Source organism: Streptomyces sp. NPDC088387, from assembly GCF_044753385.1.
Lineage (GTDB): Bacteria > Actinomycetota > Actinomycetes > Streptomycetales > Streptomycetaceae > Streptomyces.
Map to the genome: position 1 here is coordinate 25396 of NZ_JBIVNC010000011.1, position 23963 is coordinate 49358.

Here is a 23963-nt window from a genome sequence, read left to right on the forward strand (position 1 = left end):
CCCCTGAGCTCGTCGTCCTGTGGTCCGCCCGGTCAGGGCGTCCTCACCGTTTCCTTCTGCCACGCCTGCTGGAACGCGAACCGGGCCGCCTCGACCTCGTGCCGCTGGTCGGCGTGGAGCACCCCGAGGGCGTACGCCGTCGCCGGTGCGATCCGGGGGGTGCGCGCCGCCTGGGCCGCGGCGGACGCGGCCTCCGAGGCGTCGCGGTGCCGGTTGAGGGCCTGGCCCGCCTCAAGCAGCCGGACGTCGTCGGGGGTCTGGCCGCGGAGCACTTCCAGTGCATAGCGGTGCAGGCGGAGCAGGAGGCGGACCTGGTGCCAGGGGGCGTCCTGGGGGTGCGGGGCCGGGTCCGGGGAGAGGCCGTGGATGAGGGCCTCCGCGTTGTAGGGGTGGCCCGCCTTGACGAGGGGGAGCGCGGCTACGGCGTCCGTGAGGCGTTCCTCCGCGGCGGTGGCCGGGGTGTGGAGGGGGGCCGTCGTGGCCGTGGCGGTGAGGGGGACCTCGCTGGCGAGGACGGCGACCTTGTCGGCGACCGCGTGGAAGCGGCTGCTGCCGAGGGCCTGGAGGGCGGTGCTGTGTGCCCTTGTCCGGGCCAGGGTGAGTTGGCGGTCCAGCAGCGCGCCTGCCTTTGCCGCGCCGACTGTGAGGTTGCCGCGCTCCTGGGGGGCCGTCGGGTGGGTGGGTGCGCCGGCGTTGCCTGGTGCCGCTGCGCCCACCCGTGCCGCCCCAGCGGCACGACTGCCCGCAGCTGCGTCGGTGCGACTGCCCGTAGCTGCGTCGGTGCGACTGCCCGCGGCTGCGTCGGCACGACTGCCCGCAGTTGCGTCCGTGGTTTGGGTGGGGAGTTGGGGGGTGCCCGAGAGGCGGTGGAGGGCTTGGAGGAGACGGTCCAGGCGGGACTCGTAGGCGTGCTCCAGGGCCAGCGTGCCGGAGAGCCAGGCCAGTTCGGGGCGGATCGCCTCCGACCAGTCGGGGTCCAGCAGGGGACGGAAGGTGTGCAGGCTGCCGCTGATGCGGCGGGCCGAGCGGCGCAGGGCGCGCGCCGAATCGACGGACTCCTCCGTGCCGTTGTGGTGTGCCCCGGCGCCGGTCTCCCGGTGCTGCCGGAGGGCACGGAGGAACTCCGTGGCCTGGGCGCGCAGGTAGCCCGCGAGGGCGTCCCCCGTCACCGCCCCGGTCAAGGGCTCCGTCTGGTCAAGGTGTTGCTGTGCCACGCCGGCGCCTCCGGGCGTCTATGAGCGTCTCCTGGACGTTCCGCAGTGGCCCGCCGTCCGCGTCGGTCGCGTGCCGGGTCCACTCGCCGTCCGGGCCCAGGTGCCAGGACGCGGTGGCGTCGGACATGCCCGACTCCAGGAGCCGGTTGAGCGCGGCGCGGTGGGCCGGCTCGACGACCCGGACGAGGGCCTCGATGCGGCGGTCGAGGTTGCGGTGCATCATGTCGGCGCTGCCGATCCACACCTCGGGTTCTCCTCCGTTGCCGAAGGCGAACACGCGGGAGTGTTCCAGGAAGCGGCCGAGGATCGAGCGGACCCGGATGTTCTCCGAAAGGCCCGCTACTCCGGGGCGCAGCGCGCAGATGCCACGCACCCAGATGTCGACGGGTACTCCCGCCTGGGACGCCCGGTACAGGGCGTCGATGATGGCCTCGTCGACGATCGAGTTGACCTTGATACGGACGTGGGCGGGACGTCCGGCACGGTGGTGCTGGACCTCCTTCTCGATCCGTGAGACCAGGCCGCCGCGCAGGGATTTCGGGGCGACCAGGAGCCGGCGGTAGGTCTCGCGGCGCGAGTAGCCGGAGAGCCGGTTGAACAGGTCGGACAGGTCCGCGCCGACCTGCGGGTCGGCGGTGAGCAGACCGAGGTCCTCGTACAGCCGGGCCGTCTTGGGGTGGTAGTTGCCGGTGCCGACGTGGCAGTACCGCCGCAGGGTGTCGCCCTCCTGGCGGACCACGAGCGACAGCTTGCAGTGCGTCTTGAGGCCGACCAGGCCGTAGACGACGTGGCAGCCGGCCTCCTCCAGTTTGCGCGCCCACTCGATGTTGGCGTGCTCGTCGAAGCGGGCCTTGATCTCCACCAGGACGAGGACCTGCTTGCCGGCCTCGGCCGCTTCTATGAGCGCGTCGACGATCGGGGAGTCGCCCGAGGTCCGGTACAGGGTCTGCTTGATCGCGAGGACGTCGGGGTCCTTGGCCGCCTGCTCCAGGAAGGCCTGGACGGAGGTGGAGAAGGAGTCGTACGGGTGGTGGAGCAGGACGTCGCGCTGGCGCAGGGCGCCGAAGATGTCTGCGGCGGAGGCCGACTCGACCTCGGCGAGATCGCGGTGGGTGCCGGCGATGAACCGGCGGTACTTCAGCTCGGGCCGGTCCAGGCGGTGGATGCGGAACAGGCCGGTGAGGTCGAGCGGGCCGGGCAGCGGGTAGACCTCCGCCTCGGTGATCTTCAGCTCGCGCACCAGCAGGTCGAGCACCTCGCGGTCGATGGACTCCTCGACCTCGAGTCGCACCGGCGGGCCGAAGCGGCGCCGCATGAGTTCCTTCTCCAGGGCCTGGAGGAGGTTCTCGGTGTCGTCCTCCTCGACCTCCAGGTCCTCGTTGCGGGTGACCCGGAAGGCGTGGTGCTCCAGCACCTCCATGCCCGGGAACAGCTCTTCGAGGTGGGCGCCGATGATGTCCTCGATCGGCACGTACCGGCCCGGGGAGCTCTCCAGGAAGCGGGCGAGCAGCGGCGGCACCTTCACGCGGGCGAAGTGCCGGTTGCCGCTGACCGGGTTCCGTACCACCACGGCCAGGTTCAGGGAGAGGCCGGAGATGTACGGGAAGGGGTGGGCCGGGTCGACGGCCAGCGGGGTGAGGATCGGGAAGATCTGGTTGCGGAAGAGCATGAACAGGCGGGCCTGTTCCTTCTCCGCCAGCTCGTTCCAGCGGACCAGGTGGATGCCCTCCTCGGCGAGTGCCGGGGCGACGTCCTCGTGGAAGCAGGCGGCGTGCCGGGCCATCAGCTCGCGGGAGCGGGCCCAGATCATCTCCAGGACCTGGGACGGCTGGAGGCCGGAGGCGGAGCGGGTGGCGACGCCGGTGTCGATGCGGCGCTTGAGTCCGGCGACCCGGACCATGAAGAACTCGTCCAGGTTGCTGGCGAAGATCGCGAGGAAGTTGGCGCGCTCCAGGAGCGGGGTGTTCGGGTCCTCGGCGAGTTCCAGGACCCGTTCGTTGAAGGCGAGCCAGCTGCGTTCCCGGTCGAGGAAGCGGCCCTGGGGCAGCTGCGTCCCGTCGTCGGCCGAGTCGTCGTACGCGTCGAGGTCGGCGTCGATGTCGGGTTCCAGGTCGGAGACCGTGGCGGCCACCGTGTGCGGGCGGTGCGCGGCGAGGGAGCCCACGGAGGGCTGGGGGTGCTGGGTCTCGGCCTTGGGGGTGGTTTGCTGGCTCATGGACCCATTCTTCCGCGCGCCGACGCTAACGGGCGCGTCGGAGGGCGCTGGCGGGAGCGCGACGACCATTCCCTCGGGGGTCGGTGACGGCTCGGGCACGGCGGGGTTCATTGGCAGAGCGTCGCAAGACCGTCTGAATCAATGGTTACGGAGACATGACGTGCGGGATAGCGGGGGGCGGCTCGCGGGGGTCGAAAGGCGGTCCGCCCGGGTGAGCACAAGCGCCCCGGCGGGTGTACGTCCTTCCCGCTCGTGACGGGACGTACACCCACCGGGGTGGGACCGGGCCTGTGCGGCGCCCGCCCTAGGCGACCCGGCGCCGCAGGATACCGAACGCCGCCCAGATCGCGAGCCCGGCGACGGCCAGGAGGACGGCCGTCTCCACGAGCTGGAGTGGCCAGAAGTGGGCGGGCGGGTGGAATTCCCGGTAGTAGCCGACGACGCCCTCCCGGACCTGGCACTCGACGTTGTCGAGGCAGAGCGGGTCGGTGATCCGGTCGCCGGAGGCGGTGAGGGCGCCCTCGTCGACCATGGTGCCGTTGATCGGCGGGTACTCGTTCGGGTCGGTCACCGTGTCGACCGGCCACAGCCGCGGGCGCAGCTCGTTCACGGCCCCGGTCACCACCAGCAGGCCCAGCACGCCCAGGGTGAGTCCGGAGGAGGCCTTGCGGGTGAGCATGCCGGCCAGCACGCCGATGGCCAGGGCCAGCAGGGCGTAGGCGGTGGCGATCGTGCCGTTGGTGGTGAAGGTGGGGCTGTTGTGCCACTCGCGGGTGTTGGTCGCCTCGCGCAGGAAGCCGTCGGCGGACCACAGCAGCCGGTGCAGCAGGGTCAGCACCAGGGTGCCCGAGGCGATCACCACGGCGGGCAGGGCCAGCTTCGAGGCGAGCCAGCGGGCCGGGGTCACGGACTGTGTCCAGGTCAGCCGGGCGGTGCCCTGCTCCAGCTCGCGGCCGATCAGGGAGCTGCCCGCCCACCCGGCGATCAGGATCGGGGCCACCAGGAGCAGGCCGGTGGCGAGACCCCAGGCCATGTCGTAGCGCTGGAAGGCGCCGCCGCTGGTGTCGCAGAGTCCGGGGGAGCAGTCCATCCGCCGGAACACGTCCTCGGCCGCGTCGACCCCGAACCCGTACGCCCACAGCAGGGCGCCACTGCCGACGGCCACCAGCATCGCCCAGAACCACAGCGCCGACCGGTGCAGCCGCAGCAGCAGCCAGGTCATCCCGCGGGGCCCGCCCCGCTCCGCCTCGGCGGGCGCGATCGTCGCGACGGTGGCGGTCATACGGCGGCCTCCTCGGCGTCGGTGGTGTGGGTCCCGTTCGTCCCGTCGACCGTGTCGATCACGAGTTCCGGGGCGTCCGGCGAGCGCAGGTGGGCGAGGACCAGTTCCTCCAGGGACGGCTCGGCGCTCTGCCAGCCGTCGCCGAGCGGGCCCCGCGGCCGGACCAGCGCGGTGACCTGGCGGCCGGCCGTGCGGGACTCGACGACCGTGTGCGGGGCGAGGCCGGTGGCCGCGGCGCCGGTGACCAGCGCGTGCGCGGCCATCAGCTCGTCCAGCGGGCCGGCGAGCCGGACCCGGCCGCCGCCCAGCAGCACCAGGTGGTCGCAGGCGTTCTCCAGGTCGGCGAGGATGTGCGAGGACATCAGGAGCGTGGAGCCGTGCTCGGCGGTCTCGGCGAGGAGGGTGCCCATCAGCTCGTGCCGGGCGAGCGGGTCGAGGTCGGCCATCGGCTCGTCGAGCAGCAGCAGTTCGGGGCGTTTGCCGAGGGCCAGGGCGAGGGCGACGCGGGTGCGCTGACCGCCGGAGAGGCTGCCGACGCGGCCGTCCGGGTCGAGGTCGCCGCCCGCGACGATCCGCCCGGCGACGGCCGCGTCCCAGCGGCCGGGGTTGAGCTCACGGCCCATACCCAGGGTCTCGGCGACGCTGAGCTTGGCGTGCAGGGGCTTGTCCTGCGCCACGTAGGCAAGGCGTGTGCGGGCTTCGGCCGGGGTGGTGCCGAGGACGGTGACCGTGCCCTCGGTGGGGCGGAGCAGTCCGGCGACCAGGGCGAGCAGGGTGGACTTGCCCGCGCCGTTCGGGCCGACCAGCGCGCAGACGCGGCCGGCCGGCAGCCGGAAGCCGCACTGGTCCAGGGCGGGCCTGCCGCGCCGCCCGTACCGCTTGCCCAGCGCGGCCGCCTCGATGGCGGTGTCGGTCATTCCTGGTCCCCCTTGAAGTGCTTGTCGAGTACGGACGTGAAGAGCGCGGCGACGTCGTCCCGGTCCAGGCCGGCGGCGTGTGCCCGCCGGGCCCACTCCTCCAGCTCGGCGTGGAGCGGCGAGTCGGCCGGTGCCGTGCCGAGGGTGCGGCGGACGAAGGTGCCGAGGCCGCGTCTGGCCTCGACCAGACCGTCACGTTCCAGCTCGCGGTAGGCCTTGAGCACGGTGTTCGGATTGATGGCGGTGGCCTCGACGACCTCGCGGGCCGTCGGGAGCCGGTCGCCGGGCTCCAGGAGACCGAGGCGGAGGGCCTGTTTGGTCTGCTGCACGATCTGGAGATAGGTGGCGACGCCGGAGCGCCGGTCGATCCGGTAGTCGACCACGCGGACAACCACCCTTTCACTAATTGAGTAGTGAAAGGGTGGTGCAAAAGAGGGGGCGGCGTCAAGTCGCCGCCCCCTCCTCGTCCCCGAAGCGGTGCCCTCAGGTCTCCGTGCGGTACATCAGGTCCGTCTCGTACGTGGTGAAACCCAGCCGCTCGTACACCGTCACCGCCGCCTTGTTGTCGGCGTCCACGTAGAGCATCGCCGTCGGCAGTCCCCGGGCCGCCAGGTGCCGCAGGCCGATCGTGGTGAGCGCCTTGCCGAGGCCGCCGCCCTGGGCCTCGGGGTCGACCCCTACGACGTACACCTCGCCCAGTTGCTCCTCGGCGTGCACCTTCGTCCAGTGGAAGCCGACGACCGTGCCCGCGCGCTCCGCGAGGAAGAAGCCGGCCGGGTCGAACCACGGCTCGGCCTTGCGGTCGTCGAGGTCGCGCTGGGTCAGCGAGCCCTGCTCCGGGTGGTGGGCGAAGGCCGCCGCGTTGACGGCGAGCCAGGCCGAGTCGTCCTGCCCGGGGACGAACGTCCGCACGTCCACACCCGGCGGCAGCACCGGCTCGGGCAGTTCGAGGCCGGTCAGCGGCCGCCGCATCTGGCGCAGTTCACGGAACAGGGTGAGGCCGAGGACCTGGGCGAGATGCCGGGCCGCGGAGTGGCCGCCGTGCGCCCAGACGCGCAGCCGCTTGCCGGAGACGGCGAGCAGGGCCGAGCCGAGCGCCCGGCCGTGTCCGTGCGCTCGGTGCGCGGGGTGCACGACCAGCTCGGCGGCGGGCGCCTCGACCGGGTCGGTGTCCTCCAGCTGCGCGTAGCCGACGAGTTCGCCGCCGACGGTGAGCAGCAGATGCGTGATGCCCGGGCGCTCCCCGCCGCGCAGTTGCAGCCTGCCCTGCTCGGACACCGCCTGCTGCCCGTCGGAGCGGGCGGCCTCGGCGAGCAGTTCGAGCACGGCGGCGGTCTGCCCGGGAGTGAGTGCCGTGAGGGTCTCGATGGTCCGGGCGTGGCCGCCCTGTGCGCTGTCGTCGCTGGTCATGGATACGAGGGTACGGGGCGGCCGGTGCGGTCGAGGGGTACGGGAAACCATCGGGCCGTGGCCCACTGGAAACCATCATGTAACCCTGAAACCCCTGTCGCGCTACGCGCGTTGACTTTAGGCTGCGCCCCGGAACCGGCACATCTCAGCAGAGACCCACAGGGGGCGACGTATGCCACTCATCTCCCAGCCCGACCGGCGCGTCAGACGCCGCACGACCCGGCTGCTCGCCGCGGTCGCCGGCCTGACCACGGCGGGCGCGCTCGCCGCGACGGCGCTGCCCGGCACCGCCGCCGCCGGCGAGGACGGCCGGCAGCCGACCCGGCACCTGCCGAGCCGCTACCAGGACGTCCAGCTGCTGTCCTTCAACGACCTGCACGGCAACCTGGAGCCGCCGGCCGGATCCGCGGGCCGGGTCACCGAACTCCAGGCCGACGGCACCACGAAGACCGTCGACGCGGGCGGCGTCGAGTACCTCGCCACGCATCTGCGCGACGCGCGCAAGGGCGAGAAGTACTCCATCACCGCGGCCGGCGGCGACATGGTCGGCGCCTCCCCGCTGATCTCGGGCCTGTTCCACGACGAGCCCACCATCGAGGCGCTGAACAAGCTCGACCTCGACGTGACGAGCGTCGGCAACCACGAGTTCGACGAGGGCGCCAAGGAACTGGGCCGGCTCCAGAACGGCGGCTGCCACCCCACCGAGGGCTGCTACACCGACAAGAAGTTCAAGGGCGCCGACTTCCCCTACCTCGCCGCCAACGTCCTCGACGAGAAGACGAAGAAGCCGATCCTCAAGCCCTACTGGGTCTGGAAGAAGAACGGCGTCAAGGTCGGCTTCATCGGCGTCACCCTCGAAGGCACGCCCGACATCGTCTCCGCCGACGGCGTCAAGGGCCTGGCCTTCAAGGACGAGGTCGAGACCATCAACAAGTACGCCAGGGAACTCCAGAGCCAGGGCGTGAAGTCCATCGTCGCGCTGGTGCACGAGGGCGGCTTCCCGGCCTCGCAGGCGTACAACTACGACTGTGACTCGCCCGGCGCCGGCGACGGCATCTCCGGTCCGATCGCGGACATCGCCAAGAACGTCACCCCGCAGGTCGACGCGCTCGTCACCGGCCACACGCACGCCGCGTACGTCTGCACGGTCCCGGACCCGGCGGGCAACCCGCGTATGGTCACCTCGGCCGCGTCCTTCGGCCGCCTCTACACCGACACCACGCTGACCTACGACCGTCGCACCGGTGACATCGCCCGTACGGCCGTCGAGTCCGCGAACCACGTGGTCAGCCGGGACGTCCCCAAGGCGCCCGACATGACCTCGCTGATCGGCAAGTGGAACACCCTCGCGGCCCCGATCGGCAACCGCGCCATCGGCCACATCTCCGCCGACATCGGCACCTCCGGCACCGAGTCCCCGCTGGGCGACCTCATCGCGGACGCGCAGTTCGCGTACGGCAAGGAGCTGGACCCGGAGACCGACCTCGCGCTGATGAACCCCGGCGGCATCCGCGCGCCCCTGACCTACGCGGCCAACGGCAGCGAGGGCGACGGTGTGGTGACGTACGCGGAGGGCTTCACGGTCCAGCCGTTCGCCAACACGGTGAACCTGCGGAGCGTGACCGGCGCGCAGCTGATCCAGGTGCTCAAGGAGCAGGTGAGCGGCGCCAACGCGGCATCGCCGAAGATCCTTCAGGTCTCTTCCCAGCTGACGTACACCCTCGACCTGACCAAGAGCGGCGCCGACCGGGTCGTCACCGACTCGATCAGGGTGGGCGGCGCGGCCGTCGACCCGACGGCGGTCTACCGCGTCGCGGCCAACAGCTTCCTCGCGGCCGGCGGCGACGGCTTCCCGACGCTCGGGCAGGGCACGGGTGAGCTGGTCGGCTCGGACGATCTGGCGGCGCTGGAGAAGTATCTGACGGCGAACTCGTCGGCGGCGGATCCGATCGAGCCGCCGGCGGCGAATCGCATCACCGTTGTCAGGTAGCGGACCCTGGTGATCTGAACACCCTCACGAGGCGGGGCCTGGAGTGTGACACCGGGCCCTGCCTCGGTCGTTTCCGGCGGGGTGGGTGGGGTGGGTGGGGTGGTGGGTATGTGCGGGTGCGTTGTGGCTTGTCGCGCAGTTCCCCGCGCCCCTGAGGCGGGCCGGGGTCTCGGTGGCGGGTGTTGTTACGCCGTTTCCGGTGGGGGTGTTGGGGCGCCCGGCAGTCTCACCGTGGCCACCGTGCCGCCACCGTGGGCGTGGGTCAGGGTTACCTCGCCGCCGGCCTGGCGGATCGTGCGGGCGACGATGGAGAGGCCGAGGCCCGAGCCGGGGAGGGCCCGCGCGCTGGGGGAGCGCCAGAAACGGTCGAAGACGTGGGGGAGTTCCTCGGCGGGGATGCCGGGGCCGTGGTCCCGGACCGTGAGGACACCGTTGGTCAGGGCGACCTCGATCGTGCCGCCCTCGGGGCTGAACTTCACCGCGTTGTCGAGGATGTTGACGATCGCCCGCTCCAGCGCCGCCGGCTCCGCCCGCACGTACCAGGGCCGGACGTGCGCGCTGATCGTCAGCTCCGGACCGCGCAGCCGCGCCCTGCGCAGCGCCGCCTCGACGGTCTCCTCCAACGACACCACCTGCACCCGCTCGCCCCGCTGGCCCTCCGAACGCGCCAGCTCCTGCAAGTCGCCGATCAGGGCGGCCAGTTCGGTCATCTGGGCCGTCACCGACGCGAGCAGCGCCTTGCGGTCCGCCGCGGGGATGGGGCGGCCGGTCTCCTCACTGCGGGTGAGGAGTTCGATGTTGGTACGGAGTGAGGTGAGGGGGGTGCGGAGTTCGTGGCCCGCGTCGGCGATCAGCTGCTGCTGGAGGTCGTGGGAGGCGGCCAGCGCCGAGGTCATGGAGTTGAAGGAACGGGACAGCCGGGCGACCTCGTCCTCGCTCTCCTCGTCGACCGGGATGCGGATCGTGAGGTCCTCGGTACGGGCCACGTGCTCGACAGCCTCGGTGAGCCGGTCCACAGGGGTGAGCCCGGCACGGGCGACGGCGAGTCCGGCCGCGCCCGCCACCAGGACCCCGATGCCGGAGACCACGAGCAGCAGCAACGCCAGGTCGTTCAGGGTCTTCTCGGTGGACTTCAGCGGGATGGCCACGAGGAGCGCGGCGTCCGGGACGACCTTCGGGGCGGGGTCGGGCTCGCCGGGGGTGGGCAGCTGTTGCAGCAGCAGCGGCATCGTGAGCACCCGTACCGAATTGCCGTCGCTGTCGGTGCCCGTGCGGAAGACACCGTTGGGGTCCGAGTCGCGGGCGACCGCCTGGTCCTTGTCGTTGGTCTTGACGAAGCCCCTGGAGTCGGAGGACACACAGGCGGTCCCGTCCGACTGGACCAGTTGGAGGTAGTAGTCGTTGGGCCTGTCGAGGCCGGTGTCCGAACCGGCCGGCTCCTGTGTGCAGTTCGCCAGTACCGACTGGATCACGCTGCCCCGCTGCGGAGTGCTGGCCTGGGCCAGATCGTTGTCCACCTCCTGGTACAGCCGCCCCCGCACCACGAACCAGCAGCTCACCGATACCGCCGCCACCGCGAACGCCACCGCCGCCGCGACCAGCAGGGCCAGGCGGGAGCGGATCGGCAGGGACCTGACGCGGCGGAGGAACCCGCTCACTCGGCGCCGCCCTGGCGCAGGACGTACCCCACGCCCCGCACGGTGTGCACGAGGCGCGGTTCGCCGCCGGCCTCGGTCTTGCGGCGCAGGTACATGACGTAGACGTCGAGGGAGTTGGAGGAGGGCTCGAAGTCGAAGCCCCAGACCGCCTTGAGGATCTGCTCGCGGGTGAGGACCTGACGCGGGTGTGCCATGAACATCTCCAGCAGGGTGAACTCCGTACGGGTCAGCTCCACCGGCCGGCCCGCGCGGGTCACCTCCCGGGTGGCCAGGTCCATGCGCAGGTCGGCGAAGGTGAGGGCCTCGTCGTCGGGGGCGTCGCCGCCCGCGCCCGGGTAGGAGCTGCGGCGCAGCAGCGCGCGGATCCGGGCGAAGAGCTCGTCGAGTTCGAACGGCTTGACCAGGTAGTCGTCGGCGCCGGCGTCCAGGCCGGTGACCCGGTCGCCCACGGTGTCCCGGGCGGTCAGCATCAGGATCGGGATGGTGTCGCCCGCGCCGCGGATCCGGCGGGCGGCGGTCAGACCGTCCATGCGGGGCATCTGGATGTCGAGGACGACGAGGTCGGGCCGGTACGCGGCGGCCTTCTCCAGGGCGTCCGCGCCGTCGACCGCGACCTCCGTGTCGTAGCCCTCGAAGGCGAGGCTGCGCTGGAGCGCTTCGCGCACCGCCGGCTCGTCGTCGACGATCAGGATGCGCTGGGGGTCACGGTCGCCATCGGCGGGGCTCATGCTCGTGTCCTCGGGTGCGGTGGGAAGGGGCCGGTCGACGTTCTCAGCAATCAGCGTCGCATGTCGGCCGGTCGTGCCGGTAAGCCTTCGTACGGGATCCACCGTGCCGGACGGGCCGGACGTGTCGGACGTGCCCGACGTGCCGGACGTCGTCAGCCGCGCAGGGTGCGGCTGCGGCGGGCGGTCACCCGGTGGGTCCCGGGCCGGCTCGCACCCGGAGCCAGCTCGGGTGCCCGGGTGCGCGGGCCGTGCAGTTCCGTCGCCACCTCCAGGGCCAGGGCGTAGGAGGCCGGGTCGGTCCCGTTCGTGCTGTGTGTGATCTGCCGGATCATGAGGTCTTTCCTAACTTCCGGAGCCGCCGGCCCGCAGGGTGTCCAGGTCGGCCTTGACCGTGTTGATCGGGATCGCGAAGCCGAGGCCCACGCTGCCCGCGTCGCCGGAGGAGGAGCCCGCCGCCGAGTACATCGCGGAGTTGATCCCGATGATGTTGCCGTTCATGTCGATCAGCGCGCCGCCGGAGTTGCCCGGGTTCAGCGAGGCGTCGGTCTGGAGGGCCTTGTACGTCGTCGTCGAGTTGCCGGTGTCGCCGTTGAACTGCTGGCCACCGAACTCGAACGGCCAGCCGCCCTGTCCGCCCTGCTGTTGCTGCTGGCCCTCGTCCGTGGAGACGGTCACGTCGCGGTCGAGCGCGGAGACGATGCCGCTGGTCACCGTGCCGGTCAGGCCCTCGGGCGAACCGATCGCCACGACCTCGTCGCCGACCTGGACGCCGCTGGAGTCGCCGAGGGTCGCCACCTTCAGACCGGAGGCGTTCTCCAGCTTGATCAGGGCGAGGTCCTTGGCGGGGTCGGTGCCGACGACCTGCGCGGTGTACGTCTTGCCGTCGCTGGTGGAGACCTTGACCTCGGAGGCGCCGGCCACGACGTGGTTGTTGGTGACGATCTCGCCGTCACTGGTGATGATCACGCCGGAGCCGGTGGAGGAACCGGCGTTCGAGGTGGCGTTGATCTCGACGATGCTGGGGCTGACCGCCTTGGCGACACCGGCGACCGTGCCCTGCTGGCTGGACGGGACCACGTTGGTGCTGGTGGAGCTGGAGGAGGCCACGGTGTCGGAGCCGGTCAGCTCCTGGATGCCGTACGCCGTGCCGCCGCCGATCGCCGCCGCCACGATCGCCACGGCCGCGATCAGCGCGATCGGGCCCCGGGTCCGCTTGCGCGGCGCGGCGTGGGCGGCGGGCTCGTGCAGCAGCGCGGTGGGCGCGCCCTCGGCGGCACCGGCCTGCGGCTGGTACGCGGGCGGCGGCGGCCACTCGGGGTTCACGGGAGAGGATGCGTGCTGCTGGGGACCCTGCTCAGGGTTCGTGTGCTCGCTGTCGTACTCGCCGTCGCGGCGGAAGCTCTCGGTCATGTCCATGAGCTTCCCGCCCGCCCATGAGAGCTTCCTGAGCGCCCGCTGAGAAGCCCGCCAGAACCTCGTATGCCCGATATAAGGGCGTTGCTCGGCGTTGAGGGCGCCTTCTCAGGCGCCGTTCAGAGAAACCCACCCAGGGGCGCGACAAGCCACAACGCACCCGCACCCGGCCTGCGACGACTACTCACACCCACAGGACCGGCGCGTCACCAACCGCGAAGGAAACACCTTCAGCCGCTCCCGTCGCGAACCCGCGACCCGCAACCCGTCGTCCAGGACCAGATCCACCGCGGCCCGCGCCATCGCCGACCGGTCGGAGGCGACCGTCGTCATCGGCGGATCCGCCAGCGCCGCTTCCTTGATGTCGTCGAAGCCGACCACCGCCAACTGCCCCGGCACGTCGAGGCGGAGCTCACGGGCCGCGCGCAGCAGCCCGATCGCCTGGTCGTCGGTGGAGCAGAAGACGGCCGGGGGCCGCCGCGGCCCGGACAGGATGTCGAGGGCGACCCGGTACGCGTCGTACCGGTTGTACGGCGCCTCGAACAGCCGCCCCTCCGTGGACAGCCCGGCCCCGCTCATCGCGCGCCGCCAGCCCTCCACGTGGTCGGAGACCGGGTCGCCGACCGACGGCGTCTCCGCGGTGCCGCCCATACAGGCGACGTAGTCGTAGCCGTGCCCCAGCAGATGCTCGACGGCGAGCTGCGCGCCGTTGACGTCGTCCAGCACGACGGCGACGTCGTCGATGGCCTCGGGGCGTTCGTGCAGCAGCACGACCCGGGCGTCCCAGGCGTCGATCTCGGCGGCGGCCAGGTCGTTCAGCGCGTGGCTGACCAGGATCAGACCGGAGACCCGCATCCCGAGGAAGGCCCGCAGATAGTGGACCTCGCGCTCGCCGATGTAGTCGGAGTTGCCGACGAGCACCATTTTCCCGCGCTCGGAGGCGGCCTGTTCGACCGCGTGCGCCATCTCCGCGAAGAACGGCTGGCGTGCGTCCGGCACGATCAGGCCTATGAGGTCGGTGCGCCGCGACGCCATCGCCTGGGCCACCCGGTCCGGGCGGTAGCCCAGTTCCTTGATGGCGGCGAGGACACGCTCGCGCGTGGCCGGGGCGACCGGCCGGGGTCCGTTGTTGATGACGTAGCTGACTACGGCCGTGGATGTTCCCGCCAGCCGTGCCACGTCATCTCTTGTCACCTTGGCCACGCGCGGAGTCTACGCGGATGGACCCGCTCTGGGCAGGGCGTAAGCAAGCCCGGCTGCGGGCCCCCGGCGGGCGCCCGCACCCTGCCCGAGCGCCTCCTACGCCTTGGCCGGCACCTCGGCGGGCGCCTCTGCCGCGACGGCGGGTGCGTTGTCCGCATCCTCCGGCTTTGGCCGGGCCGCCTTGGCCTTCGCCTCGTCCGCGGCCCGGTCCACCTTCTCCGGGGTAACGAATCGATAACCGACGTTGCGCACGGTACCGATCAGCGACTCGTGCTCGGGGCCGAGCTTCGCGCGCAGCCGCCGTACGTGCACGTCCACGGTCCGGGTGCCGCCGAAGTAGTCGTAGCCCCAGACCTCCTGGAGCAGCTGGGCGCGGGTGAAGACCCGGCCCGGGTGCTGCGCGAGGTACTTCAGGAGCTCGAACTCCTTGAAGGTCAGGTCCAGGACCCGGCCCTTGAGCTTGGCGCTGTACGTCGCCTCGTCCACCGACAGATCGCCGTTGCGGATCTCCATCGGGGAGTCGTCGTTGACGATCTGCTGGCGGCCGGTCGCGAGCCGCAGCCGGGCCTCAACCTCGGCGGGTCCCGCGGTGTCCAGCAGTACGTCGTCGATGCCCCAGTCCGCGGTGACCGCGGCGAGGCCGCCCTCCGTCACCACGAGCATGAGCGGACAGCCGGGGCCGGTGGAGCGGAGCAGCTGACACAGGCTGCGGACCTGCGGCAGGTCACGGCGGCCGTCGATCAGGATGATGTCGGCACCCGGGGTGTCGACGAGTGCGGGCCCCTCGGCGGGGGCCACCCGCACGTTGTGCAGGAGCAGGCCGAGAGCGGGGAGCACCTCCGACGACGGCTGGAGGGCATTGGTCAGGAGCAGCAGAGAACTCATACGTCTGGTTCCTCCTCGGTCCCTGCGAGGACGTGTGCGGTGCATCACTGCGCTGCGATCCCGAAGGCCCCGTACACACCGGCGGTCACCTGGGGTTTCCCGCTTCGTATACAACGCTTCCGAAAGCACAAAAGGACCCGGGGGCTTCGCTGCCCGAGTCCTCTGCCGAGCAGAATAGCCCACATGAGCAACGGTCCGGCAGGCCATGCGGCACGATCCATCACCGTTCGTCCGAAGGATGAGACGGCCGGGGGTGGCAGACCCACCCCATCACGGACGTTTCTGCACACCGCCGACGGTGTGCGGATCGACGCCGTATACGACCGGGGTGACGTCGTATACGACACGTTGACGTCACGCTCCGACCATGTGGCGTTCGTCGTCGCCCACGGGTTCACCGGTGATGTGGACAAGCCGCACGTCCGCCGGGTCGTCGACGCGCTGCTGCCGTACGGCGCCGTCGTCACGTTCTCCTTCCGCGGCCACGGGGCCTCCGGCGGGCGTTCCACGGTCGGCGACCGCGAGGTGCTCGACCTGGTCGCCGCCGTGGCGTGGGCACGGGAGCAGGGGCACGAGCGGGTGGTGACCGTCGGCTTCTCGATGGGCGGCTCGGTGGTGCTGCGGCATGCGGCGCTGCACGCGCAGTCGACCGAGGCGGTGGTGTCGGTCAGCGCGCCGGCCCGCTGGTACTACCGCGGTACGGCGCCCATGCGGCGCGTGCACTGGCTGGTCACCCGCCCCGAGGGCCGCCTGGTGGGGCGGTACGGGCTGCGCACCCGGATCCAGCACCGCGGCTGGGACCCGGTGCCGCTCTCCCCGGTCGAGGCCGTGCCCCGGATCGCGCCGACGCCGCTGCTCATCGTGCACGGCGACCGCGACGGCTACTTCCCGGTGGACCACCCCCACATGCTGGCCGCGGCCGCCGGTGACCACGGCGAACTCTGGCTGGAGCCGGGCATGGGCCACGCCGAGCACGCGGCCACCGACGAACTCCTCGCCAGGATCGGGCGCTGGGGGGTCGAGCGGGCGGGCTAGCCTGACCGTGTTCGATGCCGAACCAACAGGACCGACAGGACCGACAGAGGGACGTCATGGCAAAGGTCACCGTGCGGTACTGGGCCGCCGCGAAGGCCGCGGCCGGGGTGGGCGAGGAGCCGTACGACGCGGCCGACCTCGCCGAGGCGCTCGCCGCCGTGCGCGAGCGACACCCCGGGGAACTCACGCGCGTGCTGCGGCGATGCTCGTTCCTCATCGACGGTGACCCCGTCGGGACCCGGGCGCATGAGACGGTACGGCTGGCCGAGGGCGGCACGGTCGAGGTGCTTCCGCCGTTCGCAGGAGGGTGACCGGACCGATGAGCAACCAGCCGTACGAGGGCTCCTACGAGGGGCAGCGGTACGACGCGCAGCGGTACGACGGGCAGGTGTACGACGGGCAGCGGTACGACGCGCAGCGGTACGACGGGCAGGTGTACGAGGGGCAGGGGTACGACCCTTATGCCGCTCAGCCGCAGCCGCAGCCGCAGCCTCAGGCGCCGCCTGCCGCGTGGCCCGGCAACGAGCAGTACGGGTACGAGGATCCGCAGGCTCAGCAGTACACCCAGCAGTGGCAGGGGCAGACCTGGGAGACGCAGGTCCATGCGCCGGTGGCGGATCCGGCGGAGACGTCCTATCTGCCGCCCCAGCAGCCGTACCAGCCGTATGACAGCGGGGCGGGTCATCCCGTGACCGGCGTTGCGGCTCCTGCTGCTGGGGGCGCGCCTGCCCAAGGCGGCGGCACGGGCGAGAGCGGGTACGGGCCCGCGACCCTTGCCGGGAATTCTCGGGTTACCGATGCTCAACGGGCGCGGCTTGAAGGGCGGTCGCCGATCATCGAGCCCGGGGGGCAGCCCGCCGCGCTCACCGCGCTGATCGGCATACTGCTGGCCGCAGCCGCGCCGATCGGATCGTTCGCGCTGGTCGTGCCGCTCGTCGCGCTCCAGGCGCTCACCGCCGCCGGCTGGTTCCGGCTGAACGGGATGTGGCCCGCCCGGCAGGGCATCGCGCTGGCGTTCGCGGGCGCGCTCACCGCCGACGTGGCGCTGCTGGCGCTCGGCCGCGACCAGGGCGCCGCCGCGATCCTCGGCACCCTCGGTGTCTGGCTGCTGCTGACGATCGTCATGCAACTGCGTTCGCACGCCGACCCGGACGAGCGGATGTACGGACTGATGGCGACGGTCGCCTCGTCCGCGCTGGCGATCCTCGCGACCGGATTCCTCGCGGCGGAGCCGGAGGCGGTGAGTGTCGGGGCCGCCGCCGTGGCCGTCGCGCTGCTGGCCCGCGCGCTGCCGCTGCCCACCCCGGCCTCCGTCGTGGTGTCGCTGCTGGCCGCGGCCGGCGCGGGCATCGCGGTGGGCGGGGCCACGGACTACGGCACCCCGGGCGCGCTGCTCGGCGCGGGCGTCGCCGCCTGCGCGCTGATCGGCCACCGGGTCGCCTCGTACGACTATCCGTCGCGCTTTGTGCACTTCACGGCCGGTGTGGCGCTTCCGCTGGCGGCCGCGGCGCCGGTGGTGTGGGTGCTCGGGCGCGCCCTGGGCTGAGGTACTGCCGGACGGCTCCCACGGGGCCGGTGAACGGGGCCCGGACGCGGCCCTGTTCGCCGGCCCCGTTCGTCACAGGTGATCGACAATCGTGCGTCGACCCTTCCCGCCGGGGTTACCGTGACTGCCTTCCGTGACGATGCCGAGGTGGGGAACATGCGTGCACTGCGAATACTTCTGATCGTCGTGGTGATCCTGGGGGGCCTGTTCGTCGGAGCCGACCGGCTGGCGGTGAACTTCGCCGAGGACGAGGTGGCGAGCAAGCTCCAGAGCACCGAGAACCTCGCGCAGACCCCGGACGTGTCGATCAACGGTTTCCCGTTCCTCACCCAGCTGGTCGGCGGCTCGCTCGACGACGTGGAGATCGGTATCGACGGCTACGAGGCCGTCACCGGCGACGACGGCCAGAAGATCCGGATCGACGACCTCGACGCACAGATGAAGGGTGTCGAGTTCTCCGGCGACTACAGCTCCGCCACGGCCCGGACCGCGACGGGCACCGCCCTCATCTCGTACCCGGAGCTGCTGAAGACTGCCCAGTCCTCCGAGGACACCGAGGTCGCGCCCGGTGTCACCGCCAAGGTCGTCGGCCTCTCCGACGGCGGCAACGGGAAGATCAAGGTGGCGGTCGAGGCGACGGTCCTCGGCAACAAGCTGCCGGCCCCGGTGTCGGTGCTGAGCACGGTCACCGTCGTCGACGGCGACAACGTGCGGGTGAAGGCCGACGCGCTGCCCGAGATCGGCGGGGTGCAGATCGCCGAGGACCAGATCCGGGCGATCACCGACTTCGAGCAGTCCATCCGGGACCTGCCCGGTGGCATCCAGCTCGACAAGGTCGAGGCGGCGAAGGACGGTGTCGAGATCTCGGTGAAGGGTTCCGACGTCCGGCTCGCCGGGTAGGACGGCAGGCGGCCCCGGCGGGCAGAGCCCCACGAGGGGTCGCCGGGGCTCACCGGGACGCCGTGTCCGAAGGGCGAGACGCGGCCGTCCGTACCGTAGAAGCGTGGACGGCTCCCGGGCCCGGGAGCCGTGCGGCGGCGGCCCGGACCCGTACGTATTCCCGAATGGCGGACGATCGTGTCTCAGCATGCGACACACCGGTGACATGCCCCGAGTCCGTCCCTACGATCGAGGCCATGAAGCGTCAGGCGGACCTCACGAAGCGGCGGGCAGTAGACCTGTGCCGCGTCGCCGCCATGCTCTGTCGCGCTTTCTGATCCGCGGAGGCGTTCTGTCCTCCGCCCTTCCCGCACCGCCCTGCTCAGGGCACGCGTGCGCCGCCCCCGATGCGTGAGCGCACTTCTCTACTTCGCACGCCCCGCCGTAACTGCCCCGGAGGAGAAAGAGCATGAGCCGCAGCGACGTCCTGGTAGACGCCGACTGGCTTCAGGAGCACCTGGAGGATTCGTCGATCGTCGTGGTGGAGGTCGACGAGGACACGTCCGCCTACGAGAAGAACCACATCCGCGGCGCGATCCGGATCGACTGGACCAAGGACCTCCAGGACCCGGTCCGCCGTGACTTCGTGGACCAGGCCGGCTTCGAGAAGCTGCTGTCCGAGAAGGGCATCGCCAACGACCAGACGGTGATCCTCTACGGCGGCAACAACAACTGGTTCGCCTCCTACGCGTACTGGTACTTCAAGCTCTACGGCCACGACGCGGTCAAGCTGCTCGACGGCGGCCGCAAGAAGTGGGAGCTGGACGCCCGCGAGCTGGTCGCCGGCGACGAGGTCCCCGAGCGCGCCAAGACCGACTACAAGGCGAAGGCGCAGGACACCTCGATCCGTGCCTTCCGCGACGACGTGGTCGCCGCGATCGGCGCGCAGAACCTGGTCGACGTGCGGTCGCCCGACGAGTTCAGCGGCAAGCTGCTCGCGCCGGCCCACCTGCCGCAGGAGCAGTCGCAGCGTCCGGGCCACGTCCCGTCCGCGCGCAACATCCCGTGGTCGAAGAACGCCAACGACGACGGCACCTTCAAGTCGGACGACGAGCTCAAGGAGCTCTACGCCGAGGAGCAGGTCGACCTCGCCAAGGACACCATTGCGTACTGCCGCATCGGCGAGCGCTCGGCCCTGACCTGGTTCGTGCTGCACGAGCTGCTCGGTGTCGAGAACGTCAAGAACTACGACGGCTCCTGGACCGAGTACGGCTCCCTCGTCGGTGTGCCGATCGAGCTCGGCGCCAATAAGTAAGCACGTCCCGACCTTCAAGACCTCTGGAGAGAAAGCATGTGTGGAGCGAAGGCCGGCGGCCCCGACGCCTCGACAATCAAGCCCGGTGAGACCACGATCCAGGGCCAGGTGACCCGCGACGGCGAGCCCGTGACGGGTTACGTCCGGCTCCTGGACTCGACCGGCGAGTTCACCGCCGAGGTCCCCACGTCCGCCACGGGCCAGTTCCGGTTCTACGCGGCCGAGGGCACCTGGACCGTCCGCGCCCTCGTGCCCGGCGGTACCGCCGACCGCACGGTCGTCGCCCAGCAGGGCGGTCTCGCGGAGGTCGCGATCGCGGTCTGACGGACCCCGTCAGCAGCAGGAGGGGCCGCATTCTCCGGGTCGTACACCGGAGGTGCGGCCCTTCCGCGTTCCCGGATCTACGCTGGAGGTATGTACGCGCGCCGGAGGCATGCCTACTTCGCGATGATGGGGACCTGCATCGGTCTCTTCGTGCTGGCGTGGGGCGTGGTGCGGATCTGGTCGGTGCCGGCCGCGGTCGCCATGTGTGTGGTGGCCATGGTGATCCCGCCCTTCGCCGCCATGGTCGCCAACCGCCGGGGTCCCGAGGACCGCTGGTGGGACGACCCCTCCGGCGATCCCAAGTCCGACGAGTGGTGGGACGAACTGGACGGCAAGAAGCGGCGGCAGTAGGAAGGCCGTATGCCGCCTCCGAGTCTGTCGACGGTCGTCCTCGACTGCGCCGACGCCCACCAGCTCGCCGCGTTCTACCAGCAGTTGCTGGGCTACGCCGTGGTCCGGGAGGAACCCGACTGGGTGCTCATCGGACCGCCCGAAGGGGCCGGCGGCACCCACCTCGCCTTCCAGGCCGAGCCCGAGTACGTCCCGCCCACCTGGCCCACCCGCCGGCCCGGCGAGCAGCAGATGATGCTGCACCTCGACATCGAGGTCGACGACCTGGCCGCCGAGACCGAGCGGGTGGTGGCGGCGGGGGCCCGGCTCGCGGAGTACCAGCCGCAGGACGACGTACGGGTCCTCTTCGACCCGGCGGGCCATCCGTTCTGCCTGTGGACGTCCAAGGAGCCGTGACTCAGACGTCCGAGGAGCCGTGACTCAGTAGACGAGCGCCTGTGTCTCGTCGCCCAGGGCCTCCTGCACGAAGAGCTGCGCGCCGGCGATCCGTACGCCCTCGATGACGTCCTTCTCGCTGATGTCGCGCCGGGCCGCGCACTGGGTGCACAGGGTGAGCCGGCCGGCCGCGAGGATCGAGTCGATCAGGTCGGGCAGCGGCGCGGCGTGCGGCAGCTCGAACTCGGCGGCCCGGCCCGGCAGCGCGAACCACGCGGACTCGCCGGTGAGCCACACGGACACGTCCACCCCGCTGGCCACGGCCACCGCCGCCACCGTGAACGCCTGCGAGCAGCGCTCGGGGGCGTCGGCCCCCGCGGTCACCTTGATCACGAGCTTCTTCGCCATGCCTGAATCGTAATCAACTCCCTTACAACCCGGGCCCCGAGCCATGAGTCACCTGTGACGCGCGTGAATGGAATCCGCGCTTCATGTCCTGTGGGGGACGAAATTGGAAGACTCTGAAAGATCGGAAACGGCGGAGGCCGGGGGGAGCCCGGAGGCCGCGGGGGCCGTGGCGGCTCCGGCGCAGCCGGACGCCGGGCCGCGCCGTCGTGGTCGCACCACCTTGCTGATCGGCGTCGCGGCCGTGCTCGGTGTGGTCGCCGGCACCTGCACCGGATACCTCGTCCAGGCGGACCGGGAGCCGACCGCGCTGCCGCCGCTGTCGCAGCCGGTGCTGCCGCAGTCGACCGGCCCGGCGCCGGAGCCGCTCTCGGCCGACCAGGACCGCAGGCTCCGCACCGACGGCGACCTGCGCAAACTGCTGCTGAAGCGGCCCGCGGGGGCGAAGGAGGCGGACTGGCTGCCCTCGTCCGACGGGTGGATGGACATGGCGACGTACGCCGGTTTCTACACCGAGCCCGGCGCCCGGTTCAGCTCCCTGGTCACCGACGAGTTCCGCCGGGCCGCCGTGGCGGGCTGGGAGGTCGGCAACTCGTACACCGTGGAGATCAGGCTGGTGCAGTTCCGGCAGGAGGAGTCCGTCGCCGCGGCCGACGCCGTCAGCAGCCACCAGTCCTGGGCGGACGCCGACACCAAGGGCGACAGCTGGACCATCCCCGGCACCGACGACGGCATGGCGTACGTCCACGCCGACCCGGTGCAGGACCCCGGCTACGAGCCGCTGTACGCGGCCGAGGCGCACGCCTGGCGCGGGGACATCGCCATGGAGATCTGGATCTACGGCGACCGGCCGTTGGCCAAGAAGACGGTCATGGACCTGGCCGAGCGGCAGATGGAGCGGCTGTGAGCACAACCGGAACACCGCAGGACCGGCCGCAGGACCGGCCGGAGGACAGGCCGGAGGACAGGCCGGAGGACGGGACGCTGCCGGCGGAGGGGGCCGAAGGGCCGGACACGTCGGCCGTGCCGGCCGTACCGACCCGCAGGACGCTGCGGCCCCGGCGGGTCGCCGCTGTCGCCGGTTGTCTGGTGCTCGCCGGTGCGGTGGTCGCCGGGGTGAGTACGACCGTCGTGGCCGTGCAGGGGGCCGACCGGGACGCGGGTGCCCCGCGCTGGCAGTTCCCGAAGAGCGAGGCCGAGGACGGGAAGGCGCCGACGGCCACCGGGCTCGCCGCCACGCTGGTGCCCTACGGCACCGACGGCTGGGTCCGCGGACCGGACATCGGCGAGTACGGCTCCGACGTGCTGCTCAGCGGCGCCCAGGCCACGGCCATGCGGAAGGAGGCCCTGAAGGGGATGCCGCGTTCGGTGCGCGAGGAGATGGAGAAGGAGATCGACCGGCGGCCCTCCAAGGGCCTGGCCATGCGCAGCTACTTCAGCGGCGGCACGGTGTGGGACCCCGGCAGCGACCAGGTCTTCTCGGTCAACGTGGTGCTCGCGCGGATGGAGAGCAGCAGCAGCGTCCGTGAGCTCTCGCGGACCCAGCGGGAGCTCTTCGACGCGTTGACCGACGCCAAGGGGCCCAAGGTCAAGGGCCACGAGAAGGACGCCGCGTGCTTCGAGGCACCCGGGGAGAACGACGAGGAGATCAGCGGAGTGTTCTGCACCGCCTACGCGGGTGACGTACTGGTCACCGCCTCGGCGGCCGGGCCCGCCGACGCCGACCTCGGCGACGTCGCCGTACTCCTGCGCACCCAACTCGACCGGATCGCCGAGCCGGGGAAGGCGATATGAACGACCAGACCACAGCACCCGACCCGACCACCGAGCCGGCCTCGGCGCTCGTCCCCGACTCGGTCTCGGAGCCGGTGTCCGGACCTGTCGCCCGGCCGGTGTCCGGGCCCGTTTCCGAGCCGGTCACCGGACCTGGCCCCGACTCGGTCTCCGAGCAGGTCGCCGGACCGATCGCCGGGCCGGTCGCCGCATTGGCCCCGGACGGTGTCCAGGGCGACGCGGTCGCCGTCGTTCCGGCCCCGCCCCCGGCGCCCCGCGACCGGCGTGCGCTGCGTGCCGCGGGTCGCTGGGTTGCCGCTGTTGCCGTGTTCGCGGTGCTCGGTGGTGCCACTGCGTACGGGATCTCCGGTATGGACCGGGAGGACGTGCCGGGGCTGGCCACGGAGTCGGACGGGCGGTGGGACTACCCCGAGCTGACCCGGCCGCCGCTGCCCTCCGGCAGCCCCGGGCCCCTCGCGGACTCCAACCCGGCCGGCAGCCACTACGCCGATCTGCGCGCCCTCCTGCTGCCCGCCCCCGCCGGGGCGACCCAGGACAAGGCGCTGCGCGGCGCGGACGGCTGGCTGAAGACGGAGGACTACCTGGCCGAGTTCGAGGCCGAGTACCGGGAGCCGCTGGGGCAGAAGCTGGCCGACACGGGCCTGCGGCACATCGCCGCCCGCGGCTGGACCACACCGGACGGCATCCGCACCCGGATCTACCTCCTCCAGTTCGGCACCAAGCAGATGGTGGACCAGGAGATCGCCAGCGAGGCCCTGGCGTTCTCCGCCCCCACGTACTCGGTACGCGGCTCCCACGACTCGGTCTACGACGAGCACTTCCCGGACCGGGCCTCCGTCGCCGGAGTCGACCGCACCGCCTACGCCGAGGCGAAGCCCTACGGCGCCGAGCAGGTGCGGGAGGCCTATCTCGCCGCCGGTGACGTGTACGCCGTGATCCTTCAGTCGGGCAAGGGCGGAGTGCCGACCGTGCCGTTCCGGCAGACGGTCGTGCTCCAGAGCCAGCTGCTGGGCTGACGTCCGCG

At 71.7% G+C, this 23963-nt stretch carries 25 protein-coding genes; 12 read left to right on the plus strand and 13 right to left on the minus strand.

Going from position 1 to position 23963, the window contains the following annotated elements; genetic code table 11:
- Positions 1-32: 32 nt before the first annotated feature.
- The 6 genes from ACIQAC_RS27225 to mshD all read right to left on the minus strand — a co-directional run bounded on the left by ACIQAC_RS27225 (position 33) and on the right by mshD (position 7038).
- Positions 33-1214, minus strand: a complete 1182-nt coding sequence (locus ACIQAC_RS27225) for a CHAD domain-containing protein (protein ID WP_402195178.1) — start codon at positions 1212-1214, stop codon at positions 33-35.
- Positions 1195-3540, minus strand: a complete 2346-nt coding sequence (locus ACIQAC_RS27230; protein WP_402195180.1) for an RNA degradosome polyphosphate kinase — start codon at positions 3538-3540, stop codon at positions 1195-1197. Before ACIQAC_RS27230 ends, ACIQAC_RS27225 begins: the two co-directional genes overlap by 20 nt.
- A gap of 193 nt (positions 3541-3733) precedes the next feature.
- A complete protein-coding gene (locus ACIQAC_RS27235) occupies positions 3734-4711 on the minus strand; it encodes an ABC transporter permease (RefSeq protein WP_402195182.1) in 978 nt (325 codons plus the stop codon).
- Positions 4708-5628: an ABC transporter ATP-binding protein gene (locus tag ACIQAC_RS27240; protein ID WP_402195184.1), complete on the minus strand. Its 921-nt coding sequence runs from the start codon at positions 5626-5628 to the stop codon at positions 4708-4710. The genes ACIQAC_RS27235 and ACIQAC_RS27240 overlap by 4 nt, the downstream gene beginning before the upstream one ends.
- Entirely contained in the window at positions 5625-6011 is a 387-nt protein-coding gene (locus ACIQAC_RS27245; protein ID WP_402195689.1) for a GntR family transcriptional regulator, read from the minus strand. Before ACIQAC_RS27245 ends, ACIQAC_RS27240 begins: the two co-directional genes overlap by 4 nt.
- Before the next feature lie 100 nt (positions 6012-6111).
- Positions 6112-7038, minus strand: a complete 927-nt coding sequence (gene mshD / locus ACIQAC_RS27250) for a mycothiol synthase (RefSeq protein ID WP_402195186.1) — start codon at positions 7036-7038, stop codon at positions 6112-6114.
- Positions 7039-7210: 172 nt separating this feature from the next.
- On the opposite strand from mshD, the gene ACIQAC_RS27255 reads away from it, so the two are divergent.
- Positions 7211-9028: a bifunctional metallophosphatase/5'-nucleotidase gene (locus ACIQAC_RS27255; protein WP_402195187.1), complete on the plus strand. Its 1818-nt coding sequence runs from the start codon at positions 7211-7213 to the stop codon at positions 9026-9028.
- A 185-nt stretch (positions 9029-9213) separates the two neighbouring features.
- Here ACIQAC_RS27255 and ACIQAC_RS27260 read toward each other — a convergent pair whose 3' ends face one another.
- The 6 genes from ACIQAC_RS27260 to ACIQAC_RS27285 form a co-directional block, all read right to left on the minus strand.
- Positions 9214-10686 (minus strand): sensor histidine kinase, encoded by a 1473-nt coding sequence (locus ACIQAC_RS27260; protein ID WP_402195189.1) that lies wholly within the window; start codon positions 10684-10686, stop codon positions 9214-9216.
- Positions 10683-11414 carry a response regulator transcription factor gene (locus tag ACIQAC_RS27265; RefSeq protein WP_402195191.1) on the minus strand — a complete coding sequence of 244 codons (732 nt, stop codon included), beginning with the start codon at positions 11412-11414 and terminating at the stop codon, positions 10683-10685. Before ACIQAC_RS27265 ends, ACIQAC_RS27260 begins: the two co-directional genes overlap by 4 nt.
- Positions 11415-11566: 152 nt before the next feature.
- Positions 11567-11746, minus strand: a complete 180-nt coding sequence (locus ACIQAC_RS27270) for a hypothetical protein (RefSeq protein WP_402195193.1) — start codon at positions 11744-11746, stop codon at positions 11567-11569.
- A gap of 10 nt (positions 11747-11756) precedes the next feature.
- Positions 11757-12824, minus strand: coding sequence for a S1C family serine protease (locus tag ACIQAC_RS27275; RefSeq protein ID WP_402195195.1), 1068 nt, complete (start codon positions 12822-12824; stop codon positions 11757-11759).
- 183 nt (positions 12825-13007) lie between these two features.
- Entirely contained in the window at positions 13008-14030 is a 1023-nt protein-coding gene (locus tag ACIQAC_RS27280; RefSeq protein ID WP_402195197.1) for a LacI family DNA-binding transcriptional regulator, read from the minus strand.
- Between the two features lie 96 nt (positions 14031-14126).
- On the minus strand, positions 14127-14915 hold the full coding sequence (locus tag ACIQAC_RS27285; RefSeq protein ID WP_402195198.1) for a winged-helix domain-containing protein: 789 nt from the start codon (positions 14913-14915) through the stop codon (positions 14127-14129).
- A 183-nt stretch (positions 14916-15098) separates the two neighbouring features.
- Between ACIQAC_RS27285 and ACIQAC_RS27290 the strand changes: the two genes are divergently transcribed.
- The 8 genes from ACIQAC_RS27290 (at position 15099) to ACIQAC_RS27325 (ending at position 20761) form a co-directional block, all read left to right on the plus strand.
- Positions 15099-15950, plus strand: a complete 852-nt coding sequence (locus ACIQAC_RS27290; RefSeq protein WP_402195200.1) for an alpha/beta hydrolase — start codon at positions 15099-15101, stop codon at positions 15948-15950.
- A gap of 56 nt (positions 15951-16006) precedes the next feature.
- Positions 16007-16261, plus strand: a complete 255-nt coding sequence (locus ACIQAC_RS27295; protein ID WP_402195202.1) for a MoaD/ThiS family protein — start codon at positions 16007-16009, stop codon at positions 16259-16261.
- An 8-nt stretch (positions 16262-16269) separates the two neighbouring features.
- Positions 16270-17496 (plus strand): hypothetical protein, encoded by a 1227-nt coding sequence (locus ACIQAC_RS27300; protein WP_402195204.1) that lies wholly within the window; start codon positions 16270-16272, stop codon positions 17494-17496.
- Positions 17497-17652: 156 nt separating this feature from the next.
- The gene (locus ACIQAC_RS27305) at positions 17653-18396 is read left to right on the plus strand and encodes a DUF2993 domain-containing protein (RefSeq protein ID WP_402195207.1); all 744 of its coding nucleotides are present in this window, start codon (positions 17653-17655) and stop codon (positions 18394-18396) included.
- Between the two features lie 448 nt (positions 18397-18844).
- A complete protein-coding gene (locus ACIQAC_RS27310) occupies positions 18845-19690 on the plus strand; it encodes a sulfurtransferase (protein ID WP_402195209.1) in 846 nt (281 codons plus the stop codon).
- A 36-nt stretch (positions 19691-19726) separates the two neighbouring features.
- On the plus strand, positions 19727-20014 hold the full coding sequence (locus tag ACIQAC_RS27315) for a DUF1416 domain-containing protein (protein ID WP_004986406.1): 288 nt from the start codon (positions 19727-19729) through the stop codon (positions 20012-20014).
- A 90-nt stretch (positions 20015-20104) separates the two neighbouring features.
- Positions 20105-20365 carry a DUF3099 domain-containing protein gene (locus ACIQAC_RS27320; RefSeq protein ID WP_402195211.1) on the plus strand — a complete coding sequence of 87 codons (261 nt, stop codon included), beginning with the start codon at positions 20105-20107 and terminating at the stop codon, positions 20363-20365.
- A 9-nt stretch (positions 20366-20374) separates the two neighbouring features.
- A complete protein-coding gene (locus ACIQAC_RS27325; RefSeq protein ID WP_402195213.1) occupies positions 20375-20761 on the plus strand; it encodes a VOC family protein in 387 nt (128 codons plus the stop codon).
- A gap of 24 nt (positions 20762-20785) precedes the next feature.
- On the opposite strand, the gene ACIQAC_RS27330 is transcribed toward ACIQAC_RS27325, so the two are convergent.
- Positions 20786-21148, minus strand: a complete 363-nt coding sequence (locus ACIQAC_RS27330) for a DsrE family protein (protein ID WP_402195216.1) — start codon at positions 21146-21148, stop codon at positions 20786-20788.
- Between the two features lie 166 nt (positions 21149-21314).
- On the opposite strand from ACIQAC_RS27330, the gene ACIQAC_RS27335 reads away from it, so the two are divergent.
- From ACIQAC_RS27335 to ACIQAC_RS27345, 3 genes are read left to right on the plus strand one after another with little or no spacing between them, the layout of a single operon-like run.
- On the plus strand, positions 21315-22052 hold the full coding sequence (locus tag ACIQAC_RS27335; RefSeq protein ID WP_402195217.1) for a hypothetical protein: 738 nt from the start codon (positions 21315-21317) through the stop codon (positions 22050-22052).
- A complete protein-coding gene (locus ACIQAC_RS27340; protein WP_402195220.1) occupies positions 22049-22939 on the plus strand; it encodes a hypothetical protein in 891 nt (296 codons plus the stop codon). Before ACIQAC_RS27335 ends, ACIQAC_RS27340 begins: the two co-directional genes overlap by 4 nt.
- Positions 22936-23955: a hypothetical protein gene (locus tag ACIQAC_RS27345; protein ID WP_402195222.1), complete on the plus strand. Its 1020-nt coding sequence runs from the start codon at positions 22936-22938 to the stop codon at positions 23953-23955. Before ACIQAC_RS27340 ends, ACIQAC_RS27345 begins: the two co-directional genes overlap by 4 nt.
- Positions 23956-23963: the final 8 nt, after the last annotated feature.